This is a genomic window from Gordonia hongkongensis, assembly GCF_023078355.1.
In the GTDB taxonomy this organism is placed as follows: domain Bacteria; phylum Actinomycetota; class Actinomycetes; order Mycobacteriales; family Mycobacteriaceae; genus Gordonia; species Gordonia hongkongensis.
Genome location: NZ_CP095552.1, coordinates 819,882 through 834,069 on the forward strand (window position 1 = coordinate 819,882; position 14,188 = coordinate 834,069).

The following is a 14,188-nucleotide window of genomic DNA, read 5'->3' on the forward strand; positions in this document are numbered from 1 at the left end:
CGTCGCATGCGTGGGGGAGTGATCCCGGCGGCGCTGCAACTGACCTCCACCCCGGCGGCGGCGGTACTGCACGCGATCCGGGTCGGCGGACCGGTGACGCGGGATCAGCTCGCCGCGACGACGGGTCTGTCGCCGGCCACGATCAACCGCCAGGTGCACGCGCTGGCCGCTCACGGTCTGGTCGTCGAACGCCCCGATCTCGCCGGGCCGAAAGCGATTGGCCGGCCCAAGAATCCGCTGACCATCGACCGCGACTCGCTGTGCGTCGCGGGTATGCACATCGGTGCCCGCCGGACCGTGCTCGTCATCGCCGACCTCGGCGGCCGCACACTGCACAGTCACGCTGTCCTGACGCCGACCGGCGATCAGGAGGACGCGCTCGCGCACCTCAGCGGACTGCTCGCCGAACTCGCCGCCCGGTTCAGCGGGCGGCGGGTGCTGTGGGGAGGTGTCGCGGTCGGTGGCGCGGTCGACGCCGAGACCGGGGTGGTGAACCACCGGGTCCTGGGCTGGCATCAACTCGCCGTGGGCGCAACACTTGCCGGGCGCCTCGACACACCGGTATCGGTCTGTGAGCACGTCGAGGCGATGGCGGCGGCGGAACTGCTCCTGTCCCACCCGCGTGACGACGGGGGCTCCGGGTTGTTCTTCTACGCCCGCGAAACCGCGGGAATGGCAATGACTCTCGACGGCCGGATACATGTACCCGAACGCGGGGCCGGCACCATCGCGCACCTGCCGGTCACGGCTCCGGTGCTCGCCCCCGGTCTCACCCGGGTCCGGTTGCAGAACGTCATCGGCAACGACGCCGCGGAGGCCGCGGCGCGTCGGCTGGGGATCAGCCCCACGGCCGCCCGGATCGTCGACGAACGGGCCCGCGTGCTCGGCGAATCGGTCGCGCTCATCCGGGATGTGATCAACCCCGATGCCATCGTCGTGGGCGGTGATGCCTTCGCCGCACACCCGCACGGGCTCGCGCCGGTGCAGGCGGCCTTCGACGAGGCGACCACCCTGACCTGGCCGCTGGAGATCGCGCCGTCGAGATTCGGTGTGCGCGTGCAGGAGAGCGCAGCGGTGGTGGTGGCGCTCAGCGTCATCTACGCGGATCCGATCGCGGCGATGGCGACGCTGTAGACAGGCCGTCGGCCCGCCTGCCGCTGCCGTCCGCGCCGGTATCCCCTACGGTGTGTCCATGACGCTGCCCCGCGATGTGTCCGCACGGCTCGAGCTGCGGGTCGACGACCCCACCGAACTGGAGATGCAGATCACCGTAGCCCGACTGCCCGGCCTCCAGTTGGAAGAAGAACTCGAGGTCGAATTCGACGGACAGTCGGTGACGCCCGAGGAGATCATCGGGCCGCACGGTTCCCGGATCCATCGGCTGCAGCTCGAGCGGGGTCTGCTGACCATCGACTACCGGGCGTCGGTCCTCACGCCCGCCGATCCGCTGCCCGTCGACATCACCGACCGCTCGACGTACCTGCGGCCCAGCAGATATGCCGAGTGCGACAAGTTCTTCGGCTTCGCCGCGGGTCAGTTCGACGCATCGTTGCCCGACGGGGAGATCCTGAACCAGGTCGCCGCATACGTCTCGGACCGCCTCAGCTACATCCCCGGGACTTCCGACCCCATCGACGGCGCCGCCGACACCCTGCTCGCCGGTGCCGGGGTCTGCCGCGACTACGCGCATCTCGTCGTCGCGCTGCTGCGGGCCCTGAACATCCCGGCCCGCCTCGTCGCGGTGTACGCCCCAGGGTGTTCGCCGATGGATTTCCACGCCGTCGCCGAGGCGATCGTCGACGGTGAGTGGGTGGTGGTCGACGCGACCGGGCTCGCCCCACGCCAGAGCCTGGTGCGGATCTCGACCGGGCGCGATGCCGCCGACACCGCGTTCCTCGACAACCATCGCGGGTCGATCAACCTCAACTCCTACGAGGTGACGGCGACGGTGCGCGGCGAGCTTCCGATCGACGACGGGGATGCGCGCGTCCGGATAGGGTGAGCGCGTGCATGCGCTCACCTGTCCGGTCTGCAATGCGTTGTCGGGCTTCGATCGTCAGACCTGCCCGAACTGTGCGACGACCGTGGGCGTGCACCTGCCGTCGCGGTCGCTGTACGCGGTCGGGCCGGAGGGGGTCGAGATCGACGGTGCCGGCGCCGGGAGCGGAGCGAGCGGGCCGAAGAAGCAATTGTGGGTGTGGTGTGCGAATCGTGATCGGACGCAATGCAACTGGTTGACGCTCGCCGAGGTCGCCGAGGGCAGCATCGGCCTGCGGGGTCGGTGTTTCCCCGAGTCGCTGATCCGGCGTCAGCCCGACGCCGAGGACACGCTCGCGCTCGAGAAGCTCGCGCCGGCATCGTTCGACCTGCGGCTGCTGGTGTACCAACTCGTCGATCTGGGTCTGCCGGTGGAGCCGTTCTGGCGCACCGAGGGCGGCCTGGCCTTCGACCTGTTGTCGAGTCAGACCCTCGGCCGGCCGGTGATGATCGGGCACGCGGGCGGGGTGGTGACCATCGACCTCGCCGAGACCCAGGACGCCTATCGGGAGCGCCTCCGGGTCGACCTCGGCGAGCAGTACCGCACCATGCTGGGTCACTTCCGCCACGAGACCGGGCACTACTACGAACACGTCCTCGTCGAGACCGGCCCGGGCGCGGAACGCTACCTCGACCGGTGCCGGGACCTGTTCGGCGACGAACGCGCGAGCTACGCCGACGCGATCAACCGCCACTATCGGTTCGGGGCACCGGAGAACTGGCGCGAGTCGTACATCTCCGAGTACGCCACTATGCATCCGTGGGAGGACTTCGCCGAGTGCTTCGCGCACTACCTCCACATCACCGGGACCATCGACACCGCCCGGGAATCCGGGCTGAATCTCGACGCGCAGCAGGTCCGGTTCACCATGGACCGTGACATCGTGCCGCTCCGGTCGTACGCCGACGAGCCGATCGAACGGCTGCTGTACGACTGGAAGTGGTTGTCGCTCATGTTGAACCGGGTGAACGTGGCCATGGGACGCCGCCCGCTCTATCCGTTCACGATCCCCGAGCCCGTCGTGCGCAAGCTCGGCTTCGTGCACGAGGTGATCCGGGAGAGTGCGCGGCGGGCGGTGACGACGGACCCGCTCGTCGCGGCCCCGGCGCAGCCGGCCTAACCGGCCGAGGCCGTCCGCGCCCGCTGCTCGGCCACGAACGCGAGAACCGTTGCCACATCGTCGGTGTCGGCGATGCGATAGTCGGCGGCGGTGTCACCCTCGCCGACCTTGATGCCGATGTCACCGGTCTGGGGACGCAGGTGCGCGAAGGCCTTCTCGTCGGTCACGTCGTCGCCGAGATAGATGACCGCGTCGGCGCCGACGGCCGCGCGCAGGGTGTCGAGGGCGTGGCCCTTGCTGGTCTCGATCACCGCGAGTTCGAGGACGGCCTTGCCCTCGGTGGTGTGCACCCCCGGCCAGGAGGCCGGACCGGTGCGGGCGCGATCGAGCGCGGCGACGGCGTCGGACGCCGACGCGTTGCGCACGTGCAACACCGTGCTCGCCGGTTTGACCTCGACGGTGCTGCCCGGGAATTCCGCGGCGATGGCGCGCAACTCGTCGATCAGGCGGGTCAACAGCGCGCGCGCTTCGTCGGTGACCTCGACCGCGAACCCGGACTCGAACTCACTGCCGTGACTACCGACCAGCACGACTGGGGCGGTGAGGCCGGACAGTTCCGCGAGCACGGCCCGTTCGCGGCCGGACACCACGGCGACGACGGTGTCGGGAAGTGCCGCGGCGGCGACGAGCGCGTCGATCGACGCGGGTTCGGGGACGGCGTCCTCGGGACGCGCGACGATCGGCGAGACACATCCGTCGTAGTCGCTGGCCACGAGCAGCACCCCCACGCCGGCGGCCCGGACCAGCGCGTCGGTGAGTTCGGCGGGAATCCCGGTGTGGTTCACTCGGGCTCGTCCACCAGATGAACACCCCGGTTGGGCGACAGTTCGGTGTCGGAGTCGGCGCCGAGGGTGCCGAGGAAGCTTTCCGCCCACTTCGCGACGTCGTGGGCGAGGACCTGCCTGCGCAGCGCGCGCATGCGCCGCCTGCCCTCGTGTTCGCTCTGTTCGACCGCGGCCTCGATCGCGTCCTTGACGCCGTCGAGGTCGTACGGGTTGGCCTGGTACGCCGAGCGCAGTTCGGCTGCCGCGCCGGTGAACTCGCTGAGGACGAGCGCGCCGCCCAGGTCGCCCCGGCAGGCCACGTACTCCTTGGCGACGAGGTTCATGCCGTCGCGCAGGGGCGTGACCAGCATGACGTCGGCCGCGACGAAGAAGGCGACGAGTTCCTCACGCGGCACCGGTCGGTGCAGGTACTGCACCACCGGCTGGCCCACGGTCGCGTGGGTGCCGTTGATGTTCCCGACGAGTTGCTCGATACCGGCGCGCATCTGCTTGTAGCTCTCGACGCGCTCGCGGCTCGGCGTCGCGAGTTGCAGCATCACCGTGTCGGCGGGATCGAGTCGCTTCTCGGCCAGCAACTCGGAGATGGCCTTGAGCCGGACGTCGATGCCCTTGGTGTAGTCGAGCCGGTCGACGCCGAGCATGATCGTCTTAGGATTGCCCAGCTCGCGGCGGATCTCGGCGGCGCGCTCCCGGATCTTGCGGGTCTTGGACAGTGCGTCGAGCTCCCCGGAGTCGATCGAGATGGGGAACGCGCCGACGCGCACGGTGCGGAATCCGACCTGCACCACGCCGAAGCGCGACCGCACCCCGACGGTGCCCTTGCTGGTGGCCTGCCCGGCTAGGCGTCGGGCGAGGAAGAGGAAGTTCTGTGCCCCACCCGGCAGGTGGAAGCCGATGAGATCGGCGCCGAGCAGGCCTTCGACGATCTCGGTCCGCCACGGCATCTGCATGAACAGCTCGACCGGCGGGAACGGGATGTGCAGGAAGAAGCCGATCTTGACGTCGGGCCGCAGCATGCGCAGCATCTTCGGCACCAGTTGGAGCTGGTAGTCCTGCACCCAGACGACGGCCCCCTCGCCCGCGGCTCGCGAGGCCGCCTCGGCGAAGCGCCGGTTCACCTCGACGTAGGTGTTCCACCATTCGCGGTGGTACTCGGGCTTGACGATGACGTCGTGGTAGAGCGGCCACAGGGTGGCGTTGGAGAAGCCCTCGTAGTATTCGGCGATCTCTTGCGCCGACAGCGGGACCGCGTGGATGTCGATGCCCTCGATGTCGGGGTTGTCATCGGAGTCGGGGATGCCCGACCAGCCGACCCAGGCCCCGGTGTTGGCGCGCAGGATCGGCTCGAGCGCGGTCACGAGTCCGCCGGGGCTCTGCTTCCAGTTGACGGTGCCGTCGGGAAGGACCTCTTTGTCGACGGGCAGGCGGTTCGCGACGACCACGAACTCGGCCCCGTCATGGGTGGACCGGTCGGTGCCGGTCACTCCGCCGGTGTCGGGGTTGGTTTCTCCTGCTCGCGGAGCCACCTGCTCAGGCGTTCTCGCCCGGCGCGATCCCCAGCATGGCGAACAGCATCCGGCACTCGTCGGCGTCGGTGGCGTACGCGGCGACGACTCGGCGCGCCGAGTTGGCGGTCTCGTCGGCCACCGGCTCCAGTTCGTCGTCGGTGATGTCGGTCGCGTCGGTGGTCTTCGCGGGCATGTGAGTCCCCTCGTTGTGCGGCATGGTGTGCGGTTCGGTGCGCGGTGACGAGGCGCAGCCGTGCGGTGTCTCGGTCCGTTGCTGACTGGAGCGGCCGTCCGATGACACGCCCGACTCCGCATTCTACCCGGACATCGGTGGTGCTCACGGCCACCCGTCCGGCGTCAGCGTCGTGGCGGTGGCGGCCGCCACCGGTTCGCCCGGACCCGTCGTGCGGCCGCGTCGGCCTGCCGCGCCTCACGGGCTTCGCGCAGGGCTATCCGGCGGCGGAGACGCCAGTCCGGACGGGGTGGCAGCTGAGGGCGACGCAGCGACCGGGCGACGAACTCGCCCAGCGTGACCCCCGCGGCGAGGGCGCAGCCGATGGCCAGCGCGTTCGCGATCCAGGTGAATCCGTCGAGGGTCTGGTCGCCGAGGATGCCGTAGAGGCCGCGATACACCGCGAGACCGGGTAGCAGCGGGGTGATGCCGGCCACCGCGACGACCAGTGGTGGGGTCAACGCGCGGCGTGCCAGCAGGCCGCCGATCAGTCCGACGAACGCGGCCGCGAGACCGTTGGCGATGACGTCGCCGATGTCGGTGAACGTCGAGGCCGCCGCGACCGCGGTGCCGATGAAACCGCCGAGGAACGCCACGCCGAGGGCGCGCGTCTCGGCGTAGCTGGCCAGCGCGTAGGCGCAGGCGGCGACCGCGCCGGCGACCACCCGGATCGGTAGTTCGACGACCTCGAAGCTGGTGGTCGTGGTGATCGTGGGCAGGAAGATGCCGCCCGCCTCCAGGATTCGGATCGCGACGCCGACACCGGCGATGATGCCGCCGGTCATCAGCAGCAACTCGAAGAACCGGGCGACACCGGTGATCGGTGCGCCGGTGATCGCGTCCTGGACCGAGCCGACGAGGGACAACCCCGAGAGCAACACGACGATGCCGGCCGCGATGACCTGCGACGGCGCGATCTGCACACCGAGTCGTTCGGCCGCGGCGAAGACCAGGGCGGCCGGAACGACCGCGATGAAACCGCCGGTCAGCTGCTGGAAGAAGACCGGTGTCCCGATGCGGTTGAGCCAGCGGTTGACGGTGACCGTCACCACGGTGGTAGCGAAGGCGAGCGCGGCGACGAGGTATTCGCCGCCGAGGAGCACCGCGATGCCCGACGCCATGATCCCCCAGGCGGTCGTGGCCAGCCAGTGCGGATAGGGGTGGGGCGCGGTGATGATCTCGTCGACCATCTGGTGGGCGGTGGACGGGCTGATGAACGAATCGCGGATGCGGCGGACGAGCCGGTCGACCTGCGCGAGCCGGGTGAAGTCCATCGACCGGTAGTAGACCTGCTCCATGGTCGTGATCGGCGGGAGCGTCGCGCCGCGCCGCGCGCTGACGACGATCGTGTTGTAGGTGACGTCGACGTCGACGTCCTCGAGGCCGTACACGCCGGCGACGAACTTGATCTGCGTCTGGGTGTCGATGGCCCCGGTGCCCGAGTCGAGCAGCACCGCCCCGATCTTCGTGGCGAGATCGAGGACCTCGGTGATCGCCGCGACGTCGAACGGTTCGATCGGCTTACGTGGCGACACCATGATGCTGCCCGGTTCGATGGTGTCGATCGTCGCCTGCCGGCTGCCGCTGAGCCGACGCAGGACACGGCCGATCTGTTCGCGCACGCAGGCCTCCTCGGGTCGATGGTGGAGTGCTCGCGGGGCAACCGACACCCGGCCGGTTCAACCCTGACAGGAGACTGGATACACCTCGTCCGTCCGGACGACTCCGGCAGGGTCGGCGGAGGAGCCGACGGCGCCGGTGACCGGGGTGACGACGGCGACCACTCGTCTACGATCGCGGCATGTCCTCGGTGCAGATCAACGGTCCGCGAGACGGCCACACCCGCAGTGCCACGGTGAGTCCCGGGAGTCTCGTCTTCACCGCCGGTGCGGCCCCCATCGACGACGACGGCGCCACCGTCGCACCCGGGAACGTTCGCGAACAGGCCGTGCAGTGCATGAAGAACCTCGAGGCCGCGCTGATCGAGTCCGGCGCGACGCTGCGCGACGTCGCGAAGGTCACCGTCTTCGTCGCCGAACACCTGCAGGCCGATCTGGTGGTCGCGTGGGACGCGGTGACCGAGGCCTTCGGCGACCACAGGCCGGCCGGCAGCCTGCTGGGCGTTTCGGTCCTCGCCTACGACGATCAGCTGGTGGAGATCGAAGCGGTCGCGGCCCTCCGGGGCTGATCGCGGCACGGCCGGTCCGCCGGGTGCGGATGAAGCGGGAGCGGTCCGGCCGATATACTCGCCCCGCGCGCCTCCTTAGCTCAGTGGTAGAGCACTCGCCTTGTAAGCGAGCGGTCGTCGGTTCAATCCCGACAGGGGGCTCCACGCACGAACGCCGCGCACCTGTTCCGGTGCGCGGCGTCTGTCGTCTCGCGGGTTCGGCTCGCGGACCGGGCTACCAGATGACGGCGAGGCCCGCGGCCAGCAGGGACAGGGCGCCGACGGACCAGAACAGGGCGCGCGGTACGGGTTCGCCGGTGCGCTTCTGCCGAGCGCTGCCCATGCCGAGGATTCCGCCGAGGACGAGCAGGATCACCAGCTTGATGCCGATCTTCGGGTAGTTCAGCTCGATACCGGCCGGCCACGGCGCCGCGAGCGCGAGCCCGGTCAGCAGGGACAGCAGCAGTCCGTAGTCCATCACGCGGGTGAACCGGAACTCGCGAGCCACGAGTTGGGTGACCCAGCCGCCGAAGGTCACGGCGAAGCCGATGATGTGCAGGAAGATTACGACGTTGCGTAGTAGCTCCATGCGGTCACCATACCCAGCAGACACGGCCGAGTTCTGGATTACGAGAACGGGTTCACGGTGCACGATGGACGGATGAAGCACGACGAACCGGGCACCTCCGCCAACTCGACGTCCCCGACCGACGGCGTGGCTCCGGACGGGACCCGCCCAACGGCCCAGACCCGGGTCGGCACCTTCCGCGGGGTCGCCGGGGAACGGGCCGACGTGTGGCGGGGCATCCGGTACGCCCGCCCGCCCGTGGGGGAGTTGCGCTGGCGCCGTGCGATTCCCCTCGAGGAGGCCGATGCGCCCGAGGACGTGGTGGATGCCTCGACCTTCGGCGCGGTCTGCCCGCAACAACTCAACCCCGCCGTACGTCTCGGTCCCGATGTGGTCATGGACGAGGACTGCCTGTTCCTCAACGTCTGGACCCCGCCGGGGGCCGCGGAGCACGCCGACGACGCCGTCGGACTCCCGGTCATGGTGTGGCTGCACGGCGGCGCCTACGTCCTGGGGTCGGGGGCCCAGCCGTTCTACGAGGGCTCGAACCTCGCCGCCACCGGCGACGTGGTCGTCGTGACGCTGAACTACCGGCTCGGTGTGCTCGGGTTCGCCGACCTGTCGTCGATCGACCCGCGGTTCGAGTCGAATGCCGGCCTCAGCGACGTACTCACGGCGTTGCGCTGGGTCCGCGACCACATCGCCGCCTTCGGCGGTGATCCCGACAAGGTGACCGTGTTCGGCGAGTCGGCGGGCGCGGGACTGGTCACCGCGCTGCTCACCATGCCGGCCGCGGCCGGGCTCTTCGGCCGGGCGATCGCGCAGAGTTCGCCCGTGACGTCGATGTACGGTGCCGACCGGGCCGCGCGGGTCGCCGACCAACTGCTCGAGGCCGCCGGCATCGACGCCGGTGGACTCGACACCGGCGAGATTGTCGGGCGTCTCGAACAACTCGACGGCATGACCTGTTCGGCGATCACCACCACCCTGTTCGAGAAGGTCCCCACCGAGGTGCCGGGGACCATCGCGTTCGCACCGGTCATCGACGGCGATCTGCTGCCCGAACATCCCCTCGACGTCTATCGCGCGGGTCGGGCGCATCCGGTGCCGCTGATCATCGGGACCAACCGCGACGAGGCGAATCTCTTCAAGTACATGAAGTCGCCGCTGATGCCGATCACCACCGCCGACATCGAGCGCATGTTCGCCGGGATGGCGAAGGAGTATCCGGACGTCGTCCTGCCCGAACGTGCGCAGGTGCTCTCCGCGTATTCCGGTCTGCGCCCGAAGGTCACCGGACTCGGCGTGGCCCGTGACGTGGCGTTCCGCATGCCCACGCTGTGGCTCGCGGAGGCGCATGCGCGTTCGGCGCCGGTCTATGTCTACCGCTACGACTGGACGACGCGGATGTTCCGGCTGCTCGGTCTGGGGGCCGCCCATGCGACCGAGGTCCCGTACGTGTGGGGGAATCTGGGCAACGGGCCGAAGGACATCACGTTCCTGCTCGGCGGGCGTAAGCAGGGAGAAGCGGTGTCGGAGAGGATGATCCGACGGTGGACCGCATTCGCACACGGTCAGGAGCCGGACGCCGGGGCGCTCGGGGATCCCTGGCCGACCTACGACACCGGCCATCGCCCGGTGTTGCGCATCGACGCCGAGGACCGGGTCGTGCAGAACCTCGACGGCGACATCTGGGAGGCGTGGGGCGACGAGGTGCTCGGCTTCCGCTGAGCCGCAACTGCTTCAGTCCCGGCGGCAATCCGCGCGAACGTCGATGTGCGGGAGATAGGCGTCGCGCTGGGCGTCGGTGACGGGTGCGGTGCTGGCGCAGATCCAGTCGCGGGCCTCGTCGAGATCGAGCGTGTGCAGGTAGACGTTCCCGGTGGTGTCGCCGCCGGAGATGATGCGCTCGTCGGTGGGGAGTCGGGCGGGTAGTTGCCAGGTGGTGGTCGTGTCGGTGGTCGCGAGCAGCGTCCCGACCGGTTGCGGGTCGGTGAGCCGGCCGTCGTCGTCGAGGGCGAAACTGATCAGCTCGTGCGTCGCGGTACCCACCGTGAGGCGGTTCGGCGCGACGGACACCGTCGAGGCGAACATGTCCTCCTCCCGGTCGATCAGTTCGGGTTCGGCGTCCGTGCCGGCCGGCGGGAGCCGCCACGTGGAGAGGTCGCGGGAGGCGACCACCAGCACATCGCCGTCGAATACGGCCTGGGCGGCCGGCGCCTCGGTGGTGATGACGTCGACCGGGTCCGCGCCCGGCGACGTCAGGTCGTACAGGTAGACGCGTTTGTCGTCGGAGGTGACCGCGAGCCGCAAGCCGTCGGAGCTGAAGGCGACATTGCGGATGAGGTCGGTGGGTCCGCGCAGCGGTGCGCCCACGCGTCGCGGGGAGCCGGGCACCGAGGTGTCCCACAGGGCCACGGTGGTGTCGGTGTCTCCGGTCGCGAGCAGATGGCCCGACGGCGCGAAGGCGACCGGGAACGAATAGCGGGTGGCGACGTCGAGGGCCGCGGCGCGTCGCGGGGCCGCGGTGTCGGTGATGTCCCACAACTCGACGAGCCCGCCGTTGTTGTTGGCGGTCGCGGCGAGGGTGCCGGGGCCGTTGAGGCTGACCCGCGGATGGTCGTTGACCCGACGCTGGATGGGCGTGCGCGATCGCAGGGTGAGGCCGTCGGACATCGTCCACAGGTTCAGGGTGGTGTCGGCGCCGACCGTCGCCAGGACTCGTTGGGCGTCGTCGGTGTCCACGCCGGTGATGGTCCCGCCGCGGTCGGGTTCGGTTCGGCCGGGCAGGCTCCAGACGTCTATCGTCCCGTCGGAGCGGCCGGAGACGAGTTGGCGGCCGCTGGGGTCGAACCGGGCCGCGAAGGTCCGCACCGAGCCCTGTTCGGAGGTCGTCTGCAGCGCCCACTGCAGGATCGGCGAGGCCGGGTTCGCGGTGTTCCACACCCGGACCAGGCCGTCGGCGCGGGCGGAGGCCAACTGCGCACCCGAACCGTCGAAAGCGATCGACCACGACCCGGCCGTGCTGTTGGGCAGCGACGTGCTCAGCGGGCGGGGTGCGAGTGGGTCGGCCACGTCCCAGAGTTGGGTGTTCGGACTGTCGCCGGTGACTGCCAGCGAGCGGCTGTCCGGGCTGAACGCGACGGCATGGGTGATGCTGGGGAAGCCGGTCAGCGGCCCACCCAGCGGCTGCGGCGATTCGCCGGTCGTCCACAGCCGGACGGTCCGGTCGTCGCCGCCGCTGGCCAGGACGCGTCCGTCGGGGCTGAAGGAGAGGGTGCGCGCCGCGGCGGTGTGGCCGCGCAGGACGGCCGTCTCCCGGATCGCTCCGGTCGGTGAGACGGCGTACATCGTGATCGTGCCGTCGTCGGACGATGCGGCCAGGGTCCGCCCGTCGGCGGCGAACCGCACCATGTAGACGGTGCCGTGGCCCGGGGACACCGTCGTCGCCAGCCGCGGGTTCGGTGCGTCGGTCAGGTCCCACATCCGGACGGAACCGTCCCCGCTGCTGCTCGCCAGCAGTTGCCGTGTCGGGTGGAAGTCGGTGCTGGTGACGTAGTTGCCGAAGCCGCGCAGGACCGCGACCTCCCGATAGTCCGACGAGCCGGACCGGGCCCAGACGCGCACGGTCCGGTCGCCGCTCGCCGACGCGAGCTGTGTGCCCGTCCGGTTGAACGACAGGTCGTAGACCGGGCCGGTGTGGCCGGTCAGCGGGGCCACCAGGGGCGTCGTCGCGGCGCCGCGCAGACGGCTCTGGACGGTCGGGTCGTCGGGATAGACCTCGTGGGCGACGAGCAACAGTCGCGCGGCCAGCGACGGGTTGGAGTACTGGATGCTGTCGATGTGCGACAACAGCGCCGAGCGTTCGGCGGCGTTGCGCTGTTCGCGCAGGTCGTGGGCCTGTCGGAAGCCGATGGCGGCGGTGATGGACGCCGCGATGGCCAGCACGACGATCACCGACACCGCGCCGACGCGCGTGATGCGGCGCCGCTGCTGCATGGCGACCGCCGCGTCGAGGAAGGCGTCGTTCTCGTTGCTCAGCAGATGCAGGTAATCGCTGCGCAGGGTTCGTCGCCGGCGCTTGGCGTCCTCGAGGCGCGACCCGGTGTAGAGGAACGACCGGCCGCGCCCGTTGGCCAGCCACGCCGCGGTGTCGGCGTCGACCTGCTGGCGCCAGAGGTGGTTGTCGGTGTCGTCGGCGATCCACTCGGCCAGACGTGGCCAGGCGGTGAGCACCACGTCGTGCACGAGCATCACCGAGTCGGTGGACACCGTGAGCAACCTGGCCTGGGCGAATTCGTCGATGACGGTCGCGACCTCGGGCGGGAACCGGTTCGCGATGGTCGCCGTGGAGAGCGGCACGCGCAGCGCGATGCCGGCCGGCCCGACGTGCACCAGGGCGAGGAGGACCGCGCGCGCGAGATCCCGATGACGCGGATCGATCGCCGCCCAGGCCGTCTCGGCGGTGTCGGCGACCGCGCGGGCGATACCGCCGGTGGCCCGGTACCCGGACAGGGTCATGCGGTTACCGGTCCGGCGTGCCCAGGTCGCCTGGAGAACGTGCGCCAGCAACGGCAGGCGGCCGGCGCGGTCACCGCCGGTCGACGCCTCGTACAGCTCGGTGATCATCACGTCGGCGAGTCCGGTCTCGATGCGGCCGCCGGCGAGTCGGACGGGCGCGGTGATCACCTCGCGCAACTGCGTGCGGGTCATCTCCGAGACGATCACGCAGCGGTGCTGCCACGCATCGGCGAGGAACGGATGCTCGACGCACTGACTGAAGAAGTCGGCTCGCACGCCGACCACGACCACGACGTCGGACGCCAGCTCTTCGACCTCGCGCAGCGTCTCGGCCCGCAGCGGGTCCTCGAGCGAGAAGACGTTCTCGAACTGGTCGATGACGATGACCGCGTCCCCGGTCGTCGAGGCCGGCGCATCGGTGGCGCCCGGCACGTCCGGGTCGGCGATGACGAGCCCGCTCGGGGTGATCTCGCCGAGTCGGGGCGACGACAATCGCCTGTCCCGGGCGAGGCCGGCACGGAGCAGCGATGACTTGCCCGATCCCGAGACCCCGGTGACCACCACCAGTCGCGACGCGGGGGACAGCGGTGGCGGTCCGGAGCGGGCCGACAGGATCGCATCGACGAGGGTGCTGACGACGTCGTCCCGGCCGAAGTACATCTGACTGTCGGCCGCGGTCAGGGTGGCGAGGCCGGGGAACGGCCGGGCATGCTGCGGTGCGGGCGGCTCGGCGGTGGGGGTCTCGTCGGGCGTCCGGCGGTCCCACATCTCCCGCCACTGCGGGATGGTCAGGACGTCGTCGGCCCCGGCGGCGACGGCGCGTGCGGTCAGCCAGACGAGCAGCGGTTCGACGGTCGCGAAGTCGCGGGGGAGATGACGGCCGTTGCGCCAGTCACTGATCCGCTGCGCCGAGACCCGGGCCCGTGTCGCCGCGGCGCGCAGCGTGGGCCGACCGGCTTGCACGAACAAACGCGTGAGTGCCTGACCGAAATCCACTCAGCTGTCCTTGTGCTCGCCCCGACAGATCGACCGCACCATCATGCGATAGCCGATCCCACCGCGCCACCATCGGCGATCCGATGTGGTGACGGCCACACCGCGGACCGCGGATCACCGGACGTGACAAGCGGATCCGGAACCGGTTCTGTCCGGTCCGGATAGTCCGTTAGCGGCTTGATCTGCGCTTATGTGCCGGTTTCCGGAACGGGGGTGGAGTGGGTCGCGTTCGTGGGGTCTGCTGGTGGGGCGC

The 14,188-nt window shown here is 70.2% G+C and carries 11 protein-coding genes and 1 tRNA gene; 6 read left to right on the top strand and 6 right to left on the bottom strand.

The annotated features are described in order from the left end of the window. Window positions 1-6 precede the first annotated feature (6 nt). The 3 genes from MVF96_RS03745 to MVF96_RS03755 are packed head-to-tail and all read left to right on the top strand — an operon-like array spanning window position 7 to window position 3,158. Window positions 7-1,134, top strand: coding sequence for an ROK family transcriptional regulator (locus MVF96_RS03745; RefSeq protein ID WP_247451273.1), 1,128 nt, complete (start codon window positions 7-9; stop codon window positions 1,132-1,134). Between the two features lie 58 nt (window positions 1,135-1,192). Beyond that, window positions 1,193-2,002 (top strand): transglutaminase-like domain-containing protein, encoded by an 810-nt coding sequence (locus tag MVF96_RS03750; RefSeq protein WP_247451275.1) that lies wholly within the window; start codon window positions 1,193-1,195, stop codon window positions 2,000-2,002. A 4-nt stretch (window positions 2,003-2,006) separates the two neighbouring features. Next, entirely contained in the window at window positions 2,007-3,158 is a 1,152-nt protein-coding gene (locus tag MVF96_RS03755; RefSeq protein ID WP_247451277.1) for a zinc-binding metallopeptidase family protein, read from the top strand. Here the strand turns inward: MVF96_RS03755 and otsB are convergent. From otsB to MVF96_RS03775, 4 genes are all read right to left on the bottom strand, one after another. After that, complete coding sequence (gene otsB / locus MVF96_RS03760) at window positions 3,155-3,943, bottom strand: trehalose-phosphatase (protein ID WP_058251253.1); 789 nt, start codon at window positions 3,941-3,943, stop codon at window positions 3,155-3,157. The genes MVF96_RS03755 and otsB overlap by 4 nt on opposite strands. Then, window positions 3,940-5,427, bottom strand: coding sequence for an alpha,alpha-trehalose-phosphate synthase (UDP-forming) (locus MVF96_RS03765; RefSeq protein WP_058251252.1), 1,488 nt, complete (start codon window positions 5,425-5,427; stop codon window positions 3,940-3,942). The genes otsB and MVF96_RS03765 overlap by 4 nt, the downstream gene beginning before the upstream one ends. Window positions 5,428-5,473: 46 nt before the next feature. Beyond that, window positions 5,474-5,644: a hypothetical protein gene (locus MVF96_RS03770; RefSeq protein WP_165630609.1), complete on the bottom strand. Its 171-nt coding sequence runs from the start codon at window positions 5,642-5,644 to the stop codon at window positions 5,474-5,476. A 164-nt stretch (window positions 5,645-5,808) separates the two neighbouring features. Then, on the bottom strand, window positions 5,809-7,305 hold the full coding sequence (locus MVF96_RS03775) for a threonine/serine exporter family protein (RefSeq protein ID WP_247451279.1): 1,497 nt from the start codon (window positions 7,303-7,305) through the stop codon (window positions 5,809-5,811). A gap of 179 nt (window positions 7,306-7,484) precedes the next feature. Here MVF96_RS03775 and MVF96_RS03780 point away from each other — a divergent pair, with 179 nt between their 5' ends. Together MVF96_RS03780 and MVF96_RS03785 are read left to right on the top strand one after the other, a co-directional pair. Continuing rightward, window positions 7,485-7,871 carry a RidA family protein gene (locus MVF96_RS03780; protein ID WP_247451281.1) on the top strand — a complete coding sequence of 129 codons (387 nt, stop codon included), beginning with the start codon at window positions 7,485-7,487 and terminating at the stop codon, window positions 7,869-7,871. 69 nt (window positions 7,872-7,940) lie between these two features. Continuing rightward, window positions 7,941-8,015 (top strand) — tRNA-Thr (locus MVF96_RS03785). Between the two features lie 70 nt (window positions 8,016-8,085). Here MVF96_RS03785 and MVF96_RS03790 read toward each other — a convergent pair. Continuing rightward, window positions 8,086-8,439 (bottom strand): Fe-S protein, encoded by a 354-nt coding sequence (locus MVF96_RS03790; protein WP_065631513.1) that lies wholly within the window; start codon window positions 8,437-8,439, stop codon window positions 8,086-8,088. 72 nt (window positions 8,440-8,511) lie between these two features. Here MVF96_RS03790 and MVF96_RS03795 point away from each other — a divergent pair, with 72 nt between their 5' ends. Beyond that, window positions 8,512-10,149, top strand: coding sequence for a carboxylesterase/lipase family protein (locus tag MVF96_RS03795; protein WP_207624922.1), 1,638 nt, complete (start codon window positions 8,512-8,514; stop codon window positions 10,147-10,149). Between the two features lie 12 nt (window positions 10,150-10,161). Here MVF96_RS03795 and MVF96_RS03800 read toward each other — a convergent pair whose 3' ends face one another. Next, on the bottom strand, window positions 10,162-13,935 hold the full coding sequence (locus MVF96_RS03800; protein WP_247451284.1) for an nSTAND1 domain-containing NTPase: 3,774 nt from the start codon (window positions 13,933-13,935) through the stop codon (window positions 10,162-10,164). Window positions 13,936-14,188: the final 253 nt, after the last annotated feature.